Annotated in this window: 13 protein-coding genes and 1 pseudogene; 7 read left to right on the top strand and 7 right to left on the bottom strand. The window is 42.0% G+C overall.

The window, feature by feature from the left end; all coding sequences use genetic code 11:
* From V7K46_RS16405 to V7K46_RS16425, 5 genes are all read left to right on the top strand, one after another.
* Window positions 1-375 (top strand): hypothetical protein (locus V7K46_RS16405; protein WP_335114872.1); only part of this gene is annotated, 375 nt, incomplete at its 5' end.
* Between the two features lie 20 nt (window positions 376-395).
* Window positions 396-1,373, top strand: coding sequence for an RNA polymerase sigma factor, RpoD/SigA family (locus V7K46_RS16410; protein ID WP_335114874.1), 978 nt, complete (start codon window positions 396-398; stop codon window positions 1,371-1,373).
* 258 nt (window positions 1,374-1,631) lie between these two features.
* The gene (locus V7K46_RS16415; RefSeq protein ID WP_335114876.1) at window positions 1,632-3,191 is read left to right on the top strand and encodes an efflux RND transporter periplasmic adaptor subunit; all 1,560 of its coding nucleotides are present in this window, start codon (window positions 1,632-1,634) and stop codon (window positions 3,189-3,191) included.
* Complete coding sequence (locus tag V7K46_RS16420; RefSeq protein ID WP_335114878.1) at window positions 3,188-6,310, top strand: efflux RND transporter permease subunit; 3,123 nt, start codon at window positions 3,188-3,190, stop codon at window positions 6,308-6,310. The genes V7K46_RS16415 and V7K46_RS16420 overlap by 4 nt, the downstream gene beginning before the upstream one ends.
* Window positions 6,311-6,611: 301 nt before the next feature.
* Window positions 6,612-9,737, top strand: a complete 3,126-nt coding sequence (locus V7K46_RS16425; RefSeq protein WP_335114880.1) for an efflux RND transporter permease subunit — start codon at window positions 6,612-6,614, stop codon at window positions 9,735-9,737.
* A gap of 76 nt (window positions 9,738-9,813) precedes the next feature.
* Here the strand turns inward: V7K46_RS16425 and V7K46_RS16430 are convergent, their stop codons facing one another.
* The 4 genes and pseudogenes from V7K46_RS16430 to V7K46_RS16440 form a co-directional block, all read right to left on the bottom strand.
* Window positions 9,814-10,662 (bottom strand): FkbM family methyltransferase, encoded by an 849-nt coding sequence (locus tag V7K46_RS16430; RefSeq protein ID WP_335114882.1) that lies wholly within the window; start codon window positions 10,660-10,662, stop codon window positions 9,814-9,816.
* Between the two features lie 2 nt (window positions 10,663-10,664).
* Window positions 10,665-10,763: pseudogene (locus V7K46_RS32070) on the bottom strand (hypothetical protein); the annotation flags it as partial.
* 1,163 nt (window positions 10,764-11,926) lie between these two features.
* Complete coding sequence (locus V7K46_RS16435) at window positions 11,927-12,346, bottom strand: hypothetical protein (RefSeq protein ID WP_335114884.1); 420 nt, start codon at window positions 12,344-12,346, stop codon at window positions 11,927-11,929.
* 1,182 nt (window positions 12,347-13,528) lie between these two features.
* Entirely contained in the window at window positions 13,529-14,008 is a 480-nt protein-coding gene (locus tag V7K46_RS16440; protein ID WP_335114886.1) for a DUF6985 domain-containing protein, read from the bottom strand.
* 683 nt (window positions 14,009-14,691) lie between these two features.
* Between V7K46_RS16440 and V7K46_RS16445 the strand changes: the two genes are divergently transcribed.
* Window positions 14,692-14,907, top strand: coding sequence for a hypothetical protein (locus V7K46_RS16445; RefSeq protein WP_335114888.1), 216 nt, complete (start codon window positions 14,692-14,694; stop codon window positions 14,905-14,907).
* 506 nt (window positions 14,908-15,413) lie between these two features.
* Here V7K46_RS16445 and V7K46_RS16450 read toward each other — a convergent pair.
* Both V7K46_RS16450 and V7K46_RS16455 read right to left on the bottom strand, forming a co-directional pair.
* The gene (locus V7K46_RS16450) at window positions 15,414-16,103 is read right to left on the bottom strand and encodes a hypothetical protein (RefSeq protein WP_335114890.1); all 690 of its coding nucleotides are present in this window, start codon (window positions 16,101-16,103) and stop codon (window positions 15,414-15,416) included.
* 867 nt (window positions 16,104-16,970) lie between these two features.
* Window positions 16,971-17,204, bottom strand: a complete 234-nt coding sequence (locus V7K46_RS16455; RefSeq protein ID WP_335114892.1) for a glutathione binding-like protein — start codon at window positions 17,202-17,204, stop codon at window positions 16,971-16,973.
* A gap of 415 nt (window positions 17,205-17,619) precedes the next feature.
* On the opposite strand from V7K46_RS16455, the gene V7K46_RS16460 reads away from it, so the two are divergent.
* Window positions 17,620-17,841 carry a hypothetical protein gene (locus V7K46_RS16460; protein WP_335114894.1) on the top strand — a complete coding sequence of 74 codons (222 nt, stop codon included), beginning with the start codon at window positions 17,620-17,622 and terminating at the stop codon, window positions 17,839-17,841.
* A 163-nt stretch (window positions 17,842-18,004) separates the two neighbouring features.
* On the opposite strand, the gene V7K46_RS16465 is transcribed toward V7K46_RS16460, so the two are convergent.
* Window positions 18,005-18,259 (bottom strand): hypothetical protein, encoded by a 255-nt coding sequence (locus V7K46_RS16465; protein WP_335114896.1) that lies wholly within the window; start codon window positions 18,257-18,259, stop codon window positions 18,005-18,007.
* Between the last annotated feature and the right edge of the window lie 202 nt (window positions 18,260-18,461).

The following is an 18,461-nucleotide window of genomic DNA, read 5'->3' on the forward strand; positions in this document are numbered from 1 at the left end:
GTGCAGCAACAATACTCCTTAGCTACCCATCTATACCGACAACAAATTTTACTTGTCATCAATAACATCGAAGAAATCGTGGAGGGATTTTCCAGGCTTTACAATCGCATCCTAGAGATGAGCCGTTTCATTCTCGCGATCGTCAAGTTGTCCTTTCTCCTGGGAGTTTCGCTCCTATTTTTGCTGTTATTTGGCATTATCGATTTGCAAAGGAAGTTTCCTGATCTCAGCCTACCTGTAATTGTTTCTCTAGCAATTTGGGTGTTGATTGCTCTTTTGGAGCTAGTACTTGATACCTGGTTTCTTTATAAAAACCTCTATGGCTCGTTGAGTCATTATCTGCGGTTTTTCCCTAATAAAAAATCCTCTAATTAATTGGCATAAGGTAACTTACTATGAGTAACTTAATATCCCAAAATACCAAAGCTAGTAACACAAGCAAAGCATCTCAATCTACAGCTGATACAGTACGTACCTATCTTCAAGAAATTGGACGGATACCTCTGTTAACCCAGGAGCAAGAAATTTTTTTTGCCAAGCAAATTCAGCAAATGATCACAATACTTGCTGAATCAAAAAAACTGGCTGTTGAATTAAAGCGTACACCCACACTGCCAGAATGGGCTAACCAGATGCAGTTAACTGAACAGGAACTACTTCAGCAGCTAAATCAAGGGAAAAAAGCCAAGCAGAAAATGATGGCGGCTAATCTCCGGCTGGTGGTGTCAATTGCCAAGCAATATCAGAGACGTAATTTAGAGTTTATGGACTTAGTTCAAGAAGGTACTTTGGGTTTGGAGAGAGGGGTTGAGAAATTCAATCCGGCTCTAGGATACAAGTTTTCAACCTACGCCTACTGGTGGATTCGCCAGGGAATTACCAAAGCGATCGCCCAGCAAGGACGTGCGATTCGATTACCTATTCACATCAATGAAAAGTTAAACAAAATTAAGCGTGTTCAGCGAGAGTTATCTCAAAAACTGGGTCGTGTTCCCACCAGTACGGAAATTGCTAATGCACTTTCTTTAGAGCCTAGTCAGATTCGAGAATTTATACTTTTGGCTCGTAAAACTATCTCTCTCGATATTCGAGTTGGATCAGATAAAGATATAAAATTAGAAGACTTAATAGAAGATTACAGATATTCTGATGTTGGCTATACCAATAAAGAGTCTCTCAATCATGACGTTGAAAATTTATTGTCAAATTTGCCTCGACAACAGCAAGAAATATTAAATTTGCACTTTGGTTTGATAGACGGTCACGAACTTTCTCTAGAACAGATTGGTCAGCGTATAGGTATTAGTCGAGAACGAGTCCGGCAAATAGAAAAACAAGCTCTCAACCTTCTCCAGCGACAGCTAACTATGTAATAAATCAACAAAAATACAAGTTTATATCAGAGGATTTAAGATGATGAAATCTTTCGACTATGATTCCCTGAGTGATATTGAGCAATATTATAGGTTTTATTTTAACTCGACAAAATTACCGTTTATAAGGCACATAAAGCAAACCGAAAAAAACAAATTAGTCATATGTGCCGCCTCAAATGAAATTGGGATCAGCGGGAATTGAGGTGGTAAAGGATTTGGCTGTTTCTAATAAACTAAGATCCACTGGAGGTTCTCATGAACCATGAAATTGCTAACGATTTAACTGAGAACAGTATAAAACCAGAGCTACCACGATCGCCAAAAAAGCGATCGCCAAAAAAGATTAGTTTGGTAATTTTGGGGGTGATATTGCTGGCTGGGCTGGGTTTTTTGGGTATCCATGCAGGTGCAGCCAAGTCAGACAAAACTGAAAAATCTGGGCGTAATAAACAGCAAGTAACACCTGTAACCGTGGCAATGGTCACACAAAAAACGGTTCCGGTACAATTGCAGGCGATCGGCAATGTGCAATCGGGGTCTACAGTATCAATTACGCCCGAAGCTAGTGGACGGATCATTGGAGTTTATTTCAAGAAAGGTCAAGACGTAAAAAAGGGACAACTTTTGTTTACCCTGGATGACCGATCGCAAACTGCTGCAATCCAGCAAGCTCAAGGAACTGTAGCGAAAGACCAAGCCTCGGTACAACAAGCAAGAGCTACATTAGCTAGGGATTTGGGTCAGGTAGACCAAGCTAGGGCGACTTTAATCAAAGACCAAGCTTTGGTGCGACAAGCCCAGGCGACTTTAGCCAAGGATCAAGCCCAAGCACAATTTGCCAAAGGACAGAGCGATCGCTATGGTGCATTGTACAAGAAGGGTGCTATCAGTTTGGATACAGCACAGCAATACGTTTCCAACAGCAAATCGGCTACAGCAACCCTACAAGCAGATCGAGAAGCGATCGCTAATGCTGAGGCTGTTTTGAAAAGCGATCGAGTGGCGCTGACTAATGCCGGAGCTGTTGTTCAGGGCGATCAAGCTGCGATCGCAAATGCTCAAGCCGTTGTCCGTTCCGACCAGGGAGCATTGGACAATACCAAAGTGCAATTATCTTACGCCAAAATTTATGCGCCGATTGATGGTCGCGCTGGCAATATTCTGGTGACTCTGGGCAATGTGGTGCAAGCCAACAGCACGACTCCATTAGTAACCATTAGCCAAATTCGCCCGATTCAAGTTGCTTTTTCCATTCCCGAAACAAATCTGCCCCAGGTACAAAAGTATATGCAGAATGGCAAGCTGAAGGTAGATGTAACGTTCCCTGATAATCAAGCTCATCCCCTACCAGGTGTTTTGGCATTTGTCAATAATACGGTCGATAACACCACGGGGACAATTCAACTGATTGGCGACTTTGACAACACTCAGGGACACTTATTTCCCGGTCAATTTGTGAACGCAACGCTAACGCTGACTGAACAACCGAATGCAACGGTTGTTCCCTCCCAAGCGGTGCAGAATGGCCCGGATGGTCAGTTTGTCTTTGTAGTTAAGCCAGACATGACGGTGGAAAATGTTCCAGTTACAGTTAGCAGCACCATTCAGGGGCTAGATGTGGTTCAGAAAGGGCCGCAACCAGGCGATAAAATTGTCACCGATGGTCAAGCGAATCTCGTTTCGGGGAGCAAAATCCGCATCAAAACAGCCGGCAATAACTCAAATGCAGATAGAAATTCCTCGAGAAGAGGAAGGGGGGCAGGGGGCAGGCAGCAGGGGGGAGAACGCCCCAACTCAGGCGGAGGTGATTCATGAACCTCTCAGAACCATTTATCCGCCGTCCGATCATGACGACTCTGGTGATGGCGGCGATTTTAATCTTCGGTTTCATGAGTTATCGCTTGCTGCCAATTAGCGATTTACCAAATGTAGATTATCCCACAATTCAGGTAAGTGCCGCTCGACCGGGAGCCAGCCCCGAAACGATGGCAGCATCGGTTGCCCGTCCCCTAGAGAAGCAATTTTCTAGCATTGCTGGACTCGATTCGCTCAACTCAACTAGCACTCTGGGCCAGACTCAAATTACCCTGCAATTTAACCTGAGCCGGAATATTGATGATGCGGCGCAGGATGTGGAAGCAGCGATATCGGGAGCATCAGGGCAAATTGCGACTGATTTACCCAATCCTCCTACATACAGCAAGGTTAACCCCGCCGATCAACCGATTCTTTACCTTTATCTGGACTCTCCTACTTTGCCCCTTTCCCAGGTGGACAATTATGCTGAGACTTATTTGGCGCAAAAGCTATCTACAATCAATGGGGTAGCACAGGTAGCTGTCTACGGTTCCCAAAAGTATGCGGCTCGAATTCAACTTGATCCGCAGCAATTGGCAACACGGCAAATTGGGTTAGATCAGGTAGCAACGGCGATTCAACAGAATAACGTCGATTTGCCCACCGGCAGTCTTTCAGGAAATCACAAGAACTTTACAGTCCAGACAAACGGGCAACTTGAGGATGCGGCTGCTTATCGCCAGCTGATTGTGTCTTACAAAGATGGAATGCCCATCTATCTCAATCAACTGGGTAGGATCATTGACAGTGTAGAAAATGACAAGGTAGCAAGCTGGTACAACAATACCCGCGCGATTATTCTCACCATTCAAAGACAGCCCGGAACCAATACGGTGCAAGTCGTAGACACGATTAAAAAATTGCTCCCAAATTTGCGAAGCCAGATTCCAGCATCCGTGGAAATTGGGATTCTCTATGATGCATCTCAGTCGATTCGAGATTCGGTGGATGATGTCAGATTTACGTTGATTCTGACCATTGGTTTAGTTATCTTAGTGATTTTCCTATTTTTGCGGAACCTCTCGGCGACGGTGATTCCCAGTTTGGCATTACCCGTTTCGCTGATTGGTACCTTTGCAGTAATGTATTTGCTGCACTACTCACTAGATAACTTGTCGCTGATGGCGTTGACCCTTTCTGTGGGCTTCGTAGTGGATGATGCGATCGTCATGCTGGAAAATATCGTCCGTCACATGGAAATGGGGGAACGTCCGCTAGAAGCGGCGTTGAATGGGTCGAGAGAAATTGGTTTCACAATTCTATCGATGACCCTTTCTTTGGTTGCAGTGTTCATCCCCATGTTGTTCATGAGTGAAGTGCTAGGACGATTATTTCATGAATTTGCTGTGACGATCGCAGTTGCAATTCTCGTATCTGGTTTTGTGTCTTTGAGTCTGACTCCGATGTTGTGCAGCCGTTTTCTGCGTCCTGTGGATCATGCTAATCAAAGTCGGTTATATCAAGCTTCCGAATATGTGTTCGATCGCTTGCTGGGTCTGTACGATTGGAGTCTGAAAAAAGTCTTAAAATATCACCGCACCACGATGATTTTATCTGTCTTTCTGTTCGCGGTGACAGTTGGGCTGTTGGTGATAGTTCCCAAAGGCTTTATTCCTAGCCAAGATACCGGACAAATTACAGGCATTACCCAAGCAGCCCAGGATGCATCTTTTGATAATCTTGTCCAGCATCAGCAGACAGTTGCTAACCTGATCCGTCAAGACCCGAATGTAGATGCAGTCAACTCCAATATCGGGGCGGGAGCCAGTGCTAGTGGTAGTGGGGCAGCAGTTGCAGCCAATTCCGGGAGTTTGTTTATTCGGTTAAAACCGCGATCACAGCGCCAACTTGGGGCTGACGAAATCATTCAAAATTTGCGAACCAAACTCGCCACTGTTCCAGGCATCCAAGTATTCTTACAAAATCCCCCAGCGATTCCGATTGGCGCTCAACAAAGTACAGGACTTTATCAACTAGCACTCCAGAGTTCTGATGTCAAACCCTTACAGCAATATGTTCCTCAACTTGTTGTCAAGATGAAGACTTTGACAGAACTCCAGGATGTCAACAGCGATTTACAGTTTGCTTCCCAAATTCAAATTGATATTGACCGCGATAAAGCCTCAACTTATGGGATCACCGCCGAGCAAATCGAAAATACCCTGAGAAATGCTTACGGTTCTTACCAAATATCAACCATCTATGCAGCGACCAATGAGTATCAGGTGATTCTGGAATTAGCGCCCCAGTATCAGGAGGATATCAATGCTTTGTTGACATTGTACATTAACTCCAGCACAGGAGTGGCAGTTCCTCTGAAGACATTCGCCAAACTATCTCAGGGAGTCAGCCCGTTAATGGTCAACCATAACGGTCGGATGAACGCCGCCACTATTTCCTTTAACCTCGCCCCTGGTGTGTCCTTGGGAAATGCCAACCAAGAGATTGAAAAACTGATTGATCAGGTAATTCCTGCCAGCATTAGCACCAACTTTAAGGGCGCAAGCCAGGTATTTCAAAGTTCACTGCCGAGTTTGGGTTTACTGTTAGCGATCGCTGTCCTAGTAATTTATCTGATTTTGGGTGTTCTCTATGAGGATTTTATTCACCCGATTACGATTCTTTCCGGTTTGCCTTCAGCAGGTTTTGGCGCATTGTTAACGCTGATCATATTCCATGTCGAACTGAATGTTTACTCCTTCATCGGCATAATTCTCTTGGTGGGCATCGTCAAGAAAAACGGCATCATGATGGTGGATTTTGCCATTGAAGCCCAGCGAAATGAATCGAAAAAGCCATCTGAGGCGATTTATCAAGCCTGCTTGGTGCGCTTTCGCCCGATTATGATGACGACAATGGCAGCGCTAATGGGAACCTTACCGATAGCGATCGGATTTGGGGCTGGTTCAGAATCCCGCCGTCCTCTAGGTATTGCCGTTGTGGGTGGACTGGTGTTTTCTCAGATATTGACTCTGTATTTAACTCCTGTGTTTTATATTTACATGGAGTCATGGCGGAAGAAGCTCAGTCAAGTTAAGTTCCGTCGGGTATTTTCATTTACAAATGGGCGATCGTGATTTTCAACAGGCAATATCAGTTTGCAACTAACTGAGTAAAAATATATTTTTTAAACGAACCGCAGAGACGCAGAGGACACAGAGAGGATAATCAAGAGAGTTTTTTACAGCTATATGTGTTGAAACCAGATTATTAAAGCCGTTTTTTCCTGTCTCCGGTGTTAAAACCCAACATTCAGTTAAGCATTTCTTTCTTCTCTCAGTGTCCTCTGCGCCTCTGCGGTTCGTAAAGAGTTAAGCCTATAACCCAAGCGTATTGCTGCGATCGCATCCCCACCACATTTCTGGGAGAATACAACTCATGAACCTTTCAGAACTCTTCATTCGTCGTCCGGTCATGACCACTTTGGTGATGATGGGTATCCTCATCTTCGGTCTGATGAGTTATTTCCTGTTACCAATCAGTGCGCTGCCTAACGTTGAATATCCTTTTATATCTGTCTCTGCTAGTCTCCCTGGTGCTACCCCAGAAACAATGTCATCTTCGGTCGCCGCACCCCTAGAAAGACAGTTTACCGAAATTGCCGGACTCAATTCATTCAATTCCACCAGTTCAACTGGCAGCACCAATATTTCCCTACAATTTGACTTTAGTCGCAGAGTGGAGGATGCTGCAAAAGATGTACAGGCAGCCATTTCAGCCGCAGCAGGACAACTCCCGGCCGGAATGCCTCACCCACCCACCTACCGCAAAGTTAACCCGTCTGTCTCACCAGTTCTCTTCCTCTATATGTATTCTGAGACACAGCCAATCTCGACAGTAGATGAATACGCAGAGGTAACAGTTGGTCAGCCAATATCGATGATCAATGGTGTTGCTCAGGTACAGGTTTTTGGTCAACAGCAATATGCAGTCCGCGTCCAGCTTGACCCGCGAGAGTTGGCATCGCGGGGAATTGGTCTAACTCAGGTGAAAACTGCAATTCAACAGGGAAATGTCAACTTACCAATCGGCAGTCTCTCTGGCCCTTACAAAAGTTATACGATTCAGGCAAACGGTCAACTCACCGATGCTGCCAGCTATCGCCAGTTGATTGTAACTTACAAAAATGGTGCGCCCGTGCGGCTCCAGGATTTGGGGCAGGTGATTGACAGTGAACAAAACGTCAAAGTCTCGAATTTGTATAGCGATCGCAAGGTAACAAACCGTCATTCCGTTGTTCTCGCCGTGCAGCCACAGCCGGGAGCCAATACAGTGAATATCGTTGATGCTATCCAGAAACTTTTACCTACACTCCGCGAACAAGTTCCCAAATCGATTGAGATGGGAATTATGTACGATCGCTCCCAAACAATCCGAGCCTCTGTCAACGATGTGAAGTTTACCTTGGTTCTCTCGGTTTGTCTAGTTGTCTTGGTGATTTTCTTATTCTTGCGTGACATTACTGCGACGCTAATTCCCAGTTTGGCGCTACCTGTAGCTATTATTGGGACTTTTGCTGTGATGTATTTGTCGGGCTTCTCCTTAGACAACCTCTCACTAATGGCGTTGACCCTCTCGGTGGGCTTTGTCGTGGATGATGCGATCGTTGTGTTGGAAAATATCGTCCGTTATCGAGAAATGGGCGAATCTCCCCTAGACGCGGCATTGAAGGGATCAAAGGAAATCAGCTTCACAATTTTGTCAATGACCCTCTCCCTAGTGGCGGTGTTCATCCCGATCATGTTTATGAGTGGAATAATCGGTAAATTATTTCATGAATTTGCCGTGACGATCGCTGTGGCAATTTTGGTTTCGGGTTTTGTTTCCCTCAGTCTCACCCCAATGTTGTGCAGTCGCTTTCTAACTTCATCCCATCAGCAAAAACCAAATCTGGTGTATCGAGTCTCAGAACGGGCATTTGATTTACTATTGCAAGGATATGATTGGACGCTCAAGCCCGTCTTAAAATACCGCCTGATGACACTGATTGGTTCTGGCATTCTGCTGGTAATGACCGTCTATTTGTTCATCATCGTTCCCAAAGGATTTATTCCCACAGAAGACACCGGACAACTGATGGCGAACACGAAAGGAGCGCAAGATATTTCTTTTGATGATATGCGGCGTCACCAGCAAACGGTTGTTGATATCATTCGTAAAGACCCTAACATTGAAGCAGTTGACTCGATTGTGGGTGCAAGTGGCCCGAACGCATCGGTCAACTCCGGGCGAATTACAATTCGGCTCAAGCCGCGTTCTCAACGTAAACTGAGTGCTGACGAAATCATTCAAGAGTTAACCCCCAAGTTGAGACGAACAACTGGAATTAAAACATTTCTCCGCTCTCCGCCAGCTATTCCCATCGGTGGTCAACAAAGCAATTCTACTTATCAGTTCACGTTGCAGAGCTTAAATTTGCAAGATTTGCGCCAATACGTTCCTAAACTTGTGGATAAAGTCAAAACCCTACCAGGACTCCGGGACGTTGACAGCGATTTACAACTCAGCACTCCTCAAATCCAAGTCCAAGTTGACCATAACAAAGCTGCCACTCTTGGGATTACCGCCCAAGAAGTTGAACAAACCCTCAGCGCTGCCTATGGTTCCAGCCAGGTATCAACTATCTATACCCCAAATGACCAATTTTATGTAATCTTAGAAGTGAAACCAGAGTTTCAGCGAGATCCCAGTGCCTTATCGATGCTTTATGTGCAATCGAGTACTGGAAAACAGGTTCCCCTAAGTGCGATCGCCAATATCACCCAGAATGTCGGCCCCCTCACTGTCACTCACGTTGCTCAACTCCCCTCTGCAACTATCTCTTTTGACACCCTACCAGGAACATCTCTAAGTCAGGCTACAGATGCTATCAAGCAAGTAGCCAGTGAGATGCTACCCTCAACAATTATCCCCAGCTTTCAGGGTTCAGCCCAAACCTTCCAACAGTCCTTCAACGATTTAGGCGTGCTGTTGTTGGTGTCTATTTTAGTAATCTATCTGATTCTCGGTATCCTCTATGAGGATTTCATTCACCCAATCACCATTCTTTCCGGTCTACCTTCGGCGGGTTTTGGCGCATTACTAACGCTGCTGATTTTCCAGGTTGATTTAAATCTTTACTCTTTCATCGGCATCATCCTGCTAGTGGGCATTGTCAAGAAAAACGGGATTATGCTGGTGGATTTTGCCATAGAAGCGCAGCGAAAGGAAGGGAAAAATTCCTTTGATGCCATCTATGCCGCTTGCTTAATTCGCTTCCGCCCGATTATGATGACGACGATGGCAGCTTTGATTGGCACACTCCCGATTGCTCTGGGGACGGGAGTAGGTTCAGAAGCGCGTCGGCCTTTGGGGATTGCGATCGTTGGTGGATTGCTGTTCTCTCAGATATTGACTCTCTATCTGACTCCAGTGTTTTACACTTACATGGAGGCATTGCGGAAAAAGCTTAGTATACAAAGTAGAAAAGCTAAAAAAAAGCATCTGCCAGCAATTAAAAGTTAATCATAGATTTATGACTCATTAATTCGTCTTATGGTCAAGCGATTAGCGACTTAAGCTTTTGTTTATGAACCACTTCTTAGTCATTCTTTATTGCTAAATAATTAGTTGGTCTAAACTGCTCGAATACTTCCTTATACGATTTAATAGGATAGAGGTAACCGGCAGGAGTAATACGAAATAAACTCATGTTTATATTATTGAAAAAATAGAAGAAGTCTTGAAAAAAAGTTCGAGTATCAATATTACATCCCCCAAACTCAAAACTAACTACATTAATTGCTTGTTTAAGGAACATTTCAGATGCACCTACAAGGACATCTAGCTCATGCCCTTCAACATCCAGCTTAAGCAAATCTATCTGCTGAACATTATTTTTGTTACAATAGTTATCAACTGTATCTACTCTTACAACTTCAGAATCGTCGAAAGTGATACCGAAATGATCGAGTCTGCGCTTAGTGAGAGAAGCTAAAGCTGAACCTGGTTTATTATAATGCAATCTCAATTCGCCTTCTATGTTTCCAAGAGCTAAATTGTTTAACTTGACCTTACTCTTTACTTTTGGCTCTACACTAGATTTGAGAATTCCGAATGTGTAAGAACTTGGCTCAAAACAATGAACCGAAAGGTTGTCTTCTGGAAAAATTCCTAATATAAGTTTTAGATACTGTCCTTGATTGGAACCTACATCAAAAATGCAGTAAGGGGCTTTTTGCTTTTGATATACAAAATCCAACACTGCACTTTCACCACTAGATTCAACACTAGCTCCGCAACCAAATCCCATCCAGAATTGAGCGCCAGCAACGGCCTTCTCCAAGAAATCTTGTGTAAAACGGTTTCCTGCAAATTTGGTAAGAGTTTTTCTTAGCATCGACATCTTCAAGTCTCCTTTATTTTTGCATGGCTCTTGGGCAAAACTCACACTCAGACAGGCTCTTGGTTATAGCTCGACCTTAACGTATCTGGACGGCAACGCTTAACGACGACTTTTATCCCTTTAATTCCCTCGCTTGTCAGGTCGTCAACGTATCCGGGTTAGACAGCTTTCTAGAACTTACGCATTATACATATGTACTATACGAAAATTGGGCTTTTGAGCCATGTCTAACACCCAACGCAGTAAATATGCCAGCTTTTTCAGGGTTGCGATCAGCGTCTAAAACGGACTTTTTGCGGAATACACATTATGGTTAATTTGTACAGTGCGTAAGTCCTACTTTCTAGCTCTTTCAAGGTGACTCGAAAAATCTCGTTTTTTCTCTCTGCACTACGGGCAGTTTGCTCAAGTCGGGAAACCCGCCCACGCAACTGCCCTCCTCTGTGTCTCTGTGGTTTAAAAGTAATTTATCTAACTACTCCACACGCAGAGAACACAGAGGTAATAAGTTAAAAAGAGGTTTTTTGACTAACATTTTTACCCACCTTGAAAGGGCTAGTCCTACTTTCGTTTCAAAAAAGTTTGAAACTAGCTAAAATAGTAAGTGAGTGAGAGGGTTCAGTGGTAATTTATGCCCAGTAATCACTAGTAAGTCCTTGGAGAAATCCTGTTAAAAAACTTTTATTCTGTTAAATACAAAAGAAAAGGTGAGAATAATATTTGTTGCTTAACAGCATGACTTGTTGCTGTGACAGCTATCGTCTGCCAAAAGCATGAAAATATATAAAGTCTTTATATCCTTGGGTATAATCACTTCATTTGCAGGTAATCAACGACAACTAACCCCAATTTCCGAATGGCACTAAGAACAGCTCTAAGCTATGCAGAATAAGCGCTACAGTGTTTAATGCAATTGAGCAGTAATGGCATGAGTTAGGCTCTAGTCGATGGAGAGATGAGGTAACGCTGCCCAAAAGTTTTTTGGATGTAGAAAATTACCGATTGCTAAATTTATAGAAGCCGTGTGACCCGAAGACAAACCGATTTAAATTATTTTTGTCTTTGAGCGCGAATAAAGTATTAAGTGCATTTGCTCTATCCCACTATCTACTTTTATTGGCAGAACACTATAAATTACAAATGCTCAATACAACGGTCATATTTCCTTGGCAATTCATTAATAACTCTTTCTTATTGCATACACTAAACGGGTTAGAAAAGGTGTAGTACAACAAAGTATGACAATATAGATTACTGCATACCCCTGTTTTATGTTCACCACTTTACAGTGTCTTGGAAAGTCGTGCTTTTAGTCTATATAATCTGTTAATATTGGCTCTTCAACAGTGTTATTTGAACCTATTGGGCGGCTACCATCTATCTCTAAAGTATCCTGAACTTGAAAATTACTTTTAGCGATCGGACGTTGACCATCTAAGTCTTGAACAGCTTCAATCTCTAAATCACTAGGATCAATTGGACGCTTACCGTCTACAGTTAGCATCGAATGTTCTTGAAATGCGCTCTTCCCAATCGGACGTTGACCATCTATATTAATTGTTTTATCATAATCGTTTTCATTCTTGCCAATCGGGCGCTGACCATCTATATTAATTATTTCTTTAATTTCAATATTACTTGGATCGACTGGACGCTGACCATCTATATTAATTGTTTTGTTTGTCTGTATCACTTCATCATGCATCACTTCGTCAGATGATGGATTCATATCAGTTTTAGCTCCTCTTTTTTGCTGCTAAATATTAGTGTTATTACTTTTAAATTCATTTGTCACATTCATATTTACCATCATGATTTTAAGACTATTTATCTCCTACTAGTATCACTTTAAAAATTGTTTCCCTTTAAGCAAAATACACTAAAAACTAGGTAAAAAGCAGAAAAATTTTGATTTTTCTGACAATTTCTTTATCTAATTTAAGTAGAATACTCAAGTAGGGGCAAAAAATCCTCTATCACAGTACAGAATATATATATGACTTCAGAGGGATTTGTCATCTGTCAATAAACATACAGCAGGACTTTCGGCAATCAAAGGGAAAATGGATTGCTCTTAGGCAATGGACTACGAGCCGCTGCACTGCGCTTACTTCCAATATCCCCAGAATTTTCGCTCATCAGCACCCCATCACCAGCAACCATGTCTTTAGACTACCAGTGCATCTGCTCTAAATCGCGGATGCCTTCAATAAAGCTACAAGCGCGATCGCTATCCTTTCAACTCACACACACGTTACCACTACTGTTGCTCCCGTCCTGTAATTTGTAGCGTTCGGCTGACGAATTACAATCAAAATCTTCAACATAGGATCTTGTTTTAACAAACTTTGGGGGTTTAAGTCCAATATTTGTAAAGACGGCAATTTATCGCGTCTCGAAAACCCAAAATTTTTTACCAGTAGTCCTTAACTGAACCGTATTGGGTTTAAGTCCCCAGTAAGACAGGCAGCGCGTTTTGTGTCGGGGTCTAAATCCCCGTCACAAAACGTAATTGTGAATTGCGAATTGGTTTAAGTTTTCCCTCCGCAGTAGCTTTTTTAACACAAAAGCTGCTAAACCGAATCTTCGCACCAGATTTCCCACAACATATCACTGCAATAGCCCACATCAGCAGGGCTTTCGCCAATCACTCGCGAGAATCGATTGCTCTTAGGCGATGGACTGCACCGACTAGCGATATCTACTTTAAGGGGTTATAACGCTCCTGCATCGTTAACGCTACGCTATTGTGTCGCTTACTTACTTGTCTTATCCCCAGATTCCCTCTTCTCAGCACATCATGATCAGCAACCATGTCCTGTGCACTGTACTTGGTTTTTCTGACAGCGTATCACAGCATATAAGCGATATGCCTCAATTCACCACGGTTTTATACCAAGCTATATAGTTTTTACCGTCCTGTTTCACCTATCTGATCTGCATCGTCTGCTACTCCATTGCAAAAGCGTACTTCTAAGCCGTGTTCTGGCTCCCAGTCACATTCAGCTATCAATTTAAAGGTAGCAATATCCAGGTCATACTCAACGTGTGGCGGTACATAGATATATGAGAAAGTGACCTGATCCCAGACCTGAATGGGATTAGCCAACATCGGCATTTCCTGATCTCCAATCATGTCACGATATACATCATAATTTTGCAGCACCAGAGGAGCAGTGATGCGTAACACATCGGGTAGCAAGGCTAGAGCTTGCCGAATAGCTTCACGCTGAAGCGATGAAAGTTCACCAATCTGCCCCTGTTCAAAATCCACACAAATCGGTACACGGCGATCGCCCAAAACAGCGCATTGTGCTAAAGTCCAGTAGTTATCTTCGATTCTCATCTGTCCAAACTCAGCATCGTAATAACTCCTTGGGGGTTTCATCATCGAATGGTACTACCTTTATTCATCAAAATTATGAAAAAATATGTTGATCTTGTTCATAGTTATACCATTTCACGAAAAGCGTGATATAAGTAACGCCTTTAAAATAAAATTCCAGCCAGCAATAGATTTAACTTGAGTAGTTAATTTATCTAACTGTTTCCATACAGCTTCTCGTAACTCATCTAACCTCTGAAAACATTCCCATTTCAAAGTTTTTTTAATTTCTTTCCATAATTTTTCTATTGGGTTGACTTCTGGTGTATACGGAGGCTAAAACAAAAGAATTATATTTTCTGAAACTCGCAGATAATTCCGCTCAGTGAAATGCCCGATTATTTACTTGAATAATATGTATTTCATCTGGATATGCTCCGGCAAACTTTTCTAAAAACATTTCAAAACACATTGGAGCTAAATGTGTAAATTCCCGGATAAAGTTCTCTACTGTTAATGGTTCTACGACTCCTTATATAGAAAAATTATCTATGCATCCATTGTGTAAAGACAACTGGTTTTACTCCCGTTAGTGTGATTAATTTCCCCGTTCCGGTCTGAAGACCAAATCTACTTTCATCCCCACACCAATAACGAGTTACTTGACAATTCCAATTTCGTCTGGGAGTCTTGAAACACTTACATAAGCAACTCAGGGAGATTTTGCATCAATTATTAGAGTCGAGTTTATGAACAAGCAACCAGATCAAAAAAGCTACACACCACAAGAAACGCCATGTCCTATCTGCGGTTCACAAAATTTTATTTGGGGTCGTACCGTTGGAGAATCAGTAAGTCAGTGGGTGTATTTTCGTGCTGATGCAGCTGGGTGGGGGGAAGGCGAAAAGCTGCGGGCGCGTAAGTGCCTTGATTGTAGAAACGTTCAGCTGTTTACATATGATTAGCTGATTTCCTTCTACAAGTCTTGTGCAAAGCCGTATTTCATACTTTTTCAGCAATTGCTCTCTAATTTCCTACCGCTTACTAGGTTGTTTAAAACAGCCTTCTGGCAACCTAAATTACCTGATTTTTCCCACGTTGAATTTGTTCCTGCTATGCTTCTGGATAATTTCACTTAGTTACTACTTGCTCACTCCAGAGAGTGACAGAAGAGGGATATCATACAAACTCTAAAAAAAAATGTGAATAACAATTTCGCAAGTTTATCAAAGGATTATTCATTGCAACTACACTTTAAATCCTGAAAATTATAATGCCGTAGGGTCTATTGCGATTAATTTTTTAGTTATAAAATCTTTATATTGTCTCCTTTAGATAACAAATCATACAATTGTCTTGCAACTGCTGATCAGCTAACCCAATAGTAGTGATTGTACCAAAAGAAAAAGATTGGAAGCAAATTTTCGCAATTTTAGACTTACAGAGTGATTGCTTGCTCTATTTTCTATATTTAATTGATTATGTTGGATGAAGAACTTTTTTTATAACGTCGGCTAATTACTAAACTTCCTCCAATTAAACCTATAGCAATTAAACTTGTAGTTGCCATTGGTTCTGGAACCTTTTGAGGAGTTTCCACAATGAAGTTCAGTTTAGCTAAACCTTGAGAAGGGCTTCCAGAGGGATTAAGTTGGTCTTGTTCGGTAAAAGCAATTTTACCTATAGCATTTTGGAATAAACCTGTTCCCCCAAAGATGGTAATAGTACCACCACCTTTGATAATGCCTGCGGCAAAATTAATTTCAGCGCTGTCACTTGCTTTGCCAAATAATTCATTAGCACCGCCATAATACCTGTCAGAGAAAGCGAGTTCCCCCTCTAAACCAAACACGCTTGGATTTGAGTTAAATGTATATTTATTAATCGAGGGGTTTTCAATCGGTTCAAGTTTGCCATAATCATCACTAATAAACGAATTCAATCCATAAGGAGCCAATTTAGTACTTTTACCTTTGACAGTTGCTCTAATAATTCCTAAGTCTGGTCTGAAGGTTGGGTCAATAGTAACAAATGTATTGTAGTCAATACTAAACGTATAATTATTATAATTACTTTGTGCTTTTACACTTTGCATCAATAAACCTAAACTGATTACAGTTAAGTTTGCAGTCATCAGCCAGCCTATACGTGAACTAAACATAATTATCCTTTTTTGATTAAAATAACAAAGTTACCTAATGTAAAACTTGGTCTAAATTTTAAAAAAATATAATTTTTTGTATGGTGAGTAATACCCTCAAAACATTGATCGGTTTGGTATTGCCACCCTCGGAATCAGTTAAAAAGTACATGTTTAATTAATAAACAATCTTTAATATTGATTAATAAACTTTTTTTAATATTAATTAATCTACTTTAAAGAAGAATTACTATAAAATATATTAAATTGATTTTTTTACTACTTCAATGATTTATTTTTTGCTTTTACATGAATTATTTTTAGATCCAGTTGCATAAAATATTTGAAAAATGCTGATAGCTAGGGTGTTTGAAAACTTTTGAGGAGCCAACCTTTATGCTAATCTCCTCACTATAATACGGTTTATGGGAAGGTAAATAAACCTCTCTTATGTTCGGGCAATAGCTCAACGTCTGCTGAACAATCGGCCACACCTATCAGCTTTTCTCTAAGTGCGCTCGACTGCAAGATCATTCGACTAACAAAGGGAGCAATGCGATTTTGTAAGGTGTTTAAAATTCGGGTGCTAAATCACCTATTTAGGCGTGCGTAGGCACAGCCCGCACTTCGACAAGCTCAGTGACCACCGCAGGCATCGCAGCTAAATAACTGTTATTATTGAGAATCTAGGTCTGTAACTGAGAATTAAAGTCCGATCTAACTTTGGAGCATCGTTCCCGGGACAGCATCACACTGCGTCAAACCGATGCCGTCTGTAATGCGGTAATACTTGGGATTGCTTTGCGGTTACTTTCGAGCGAATGATTTTACTGTTGCTGGGATGGAGTTTAGATCATCCCCGTTGTTGACTCATCCCTCCTCCTGTATTTAAGGGACTTGCATTCCGCGTTGCACAGCCGGACGTTGCTGCACCATATCCACCCAACGTTTGAGATTTGGGTAGTTATCGAGTGTTAAACCAACAAATTCATAAATCGCTACCCACGGGTAAGTAGCAATATCAGCAATAGAATAGTCACCACAGATAAATTCATTGTCTTGCAGTTGTTTATTTAGCACACCATAAATACGTAAAGTTTCCTTTTCGAGAGATGCAACCATCTAAAACGGGTTTAATTTCTCCATCGCTAACCCGCAAGCGTTGAGTTTGGCTCAAAATCGAATAAATGTCTGGGGAATTGGAGCGTGTCTGAGTATTCATGCAGGTAAGAGCAACAGTCCTAAGTAAAATTTTAGGCTGCATTAGTCTTTAATCTCAAATTCCAGAAAACTCAGCAGTTTATCTTCCAAATCCGTCAAATAAGCACGGTTGAAATGTCTTTTGGCTGCTGTTGTGCCAGTCTATTTGTTACCGTTTGGCTACTATACGGGCAAAACACTTGATTTCCTTGACGATTATGCTTTCCTACTTCCCCCACAACCTCTAATGTTTATATTATCGCTATCTAGAAAAAGATTATACGGAAAGTTTCCGTATAATAAATGGTTATACAGTTTGAACATTAAGCTTTCTAGTATGGAAATCGTAACCAAAAGATTTCTGCTGCGTGATTTCATTGAGTTAGATCGATCTCCATTCCTGGACTATCAAGCTGACTCTCGCAGCCAGATATTTTACGAACCAAGTCAAGCCAGTGGCGAAAATTTAACACGTTTGTTTGAGAAATTTTGCACATGGGCTTGTGAGCATCCTCAACTCAACTACCAACTTCCTATTGTGCAACGGCGTGAATCTTAGGTGCTTGTCGGCTGCTGCTCCCTGCGGGTCAGGGGGTGTGATGCAGGTGAGATGGAACTGGGGATTGAACTTGCACCAGACTATTGAGGGCGATATGCCTACGCGCTCGATGTTGGTTAAAATTACACGACCTCTGTAAAAGCTGGCAGCTTGCAAAAGAGACTTAACGGGAAAAGTCAGGTTGTACCACGAGATCGGAAAAGTCAGAGCCACGCAAATCTACTTGAAGCTGCACCAGCAGGTTGATCAGGTTGCCCCCAATATACCTTGGGATTTTCCCTCGCTCCATCAATAATTGCCTTGCTCTTGCCTCGATCACTGCTACACTACCAAAACGAGACAGGAGTCGCTCTATCACAGGTTGCACAATCAACCGAATTTGAATCTCTCGGATATAGTCTTTTGCCTGCACCTGCATTAAGAGATGACTTAGCAGTCAAAATAACCTCGGTTCTACTTACGCTGAAAGGGTTCTGGGTAATAAACAAAAGAATTTAGAGAAGGCGATTTCGTCATATATTAATGCCTTAGAAGTCTACACTATTTCTGATTATCCTCAGCGATGGGCAGAAACAAAAACCAGTCTGGGAAATACCTATTATAAAACAGGTCAAATTACT

This window comes from Nostoc sp. (genome assembly GCF_036917395.1).
GTDB lineage: Bacteria > Cyanobacteriota > Cyanobacteriia > Cyanobacteriales > Nostocaceae > Nostoc.

Coding starts and splice junctions, on each gene's coding strand:
- V7K46_RS16410 (WP_335114874.1), top strand. CDS start 396: ATGAGTAACTTAATATCCCAAAATACCAAAGCTAGTAACACAAGCAAA.
- V7K46_RS16415 (WP_335114876.1), top strand. CDS start 1,632: ATGAACCATGAAATTGCTAACGATTTAACTGAGAACAGTATAAAACCA.
- V7K46_RS16420 (WP_335114878.1), top strand. CDS start 3,188: ATGAACCTCTCAGAACCATTTATCCGCCGTCCGATCATGACGACTCTG.
- V7K46_RS16425 (WP_335114880.1), top strand. CDS start 6,612: ATGAACCTTTCAGAACTCTTCATTCGTCGTCCGGTCATGACCACTTTG.
- V7K46_RS16435 (WP_335114884.1), bottom strand. CDS start 12,346: ATGAATCCATCATCTGACGAAGTGATGCATGATGAAGTGATACAGACA.
- V7K46_RS16440 (WP_335114886.1), bottom strand. CDS start 14,008: ATGATGAAACCCCCAAGGAGTTATTACGATGCTGAGTTTGGACAGATG.
- V7K46_RS16445 (WP_335114888.1), top strand. CDS start 14,692: ATGAACAAGCAACCAGATCAAAAAAGCTACACACCACAAGAAACGCCA.
- V7K46_RS16450 (WP_335114890.1), bottom strand. CDS start 16,103: ATGTTTAGTTCACGTATAGGCTGGCTGATGACTGCAAACTTAACTGTA.
- V7K46_RS16455 (WP_335114892.1), bottom strand. CDS start 17,204: ATGGTTGCATCTCTCGAAAAGGAAACTTTACGTATTTATGGTGTGCTA.
- V7K46_RS16460 (WP_335114894.1), top strand. CDS start 17,620: ATGGAAATCGTAACCAAAAGATTTCTGCTGCGTGATTTCATTGAGTTA.
- V7K46_RS16465 (WP_335114896.1), bottom strand. CDS start 18,259: ATGCAGGTGCAGGCAAAAGACTATATCCGAGAGATTCAAATTCGGTTG.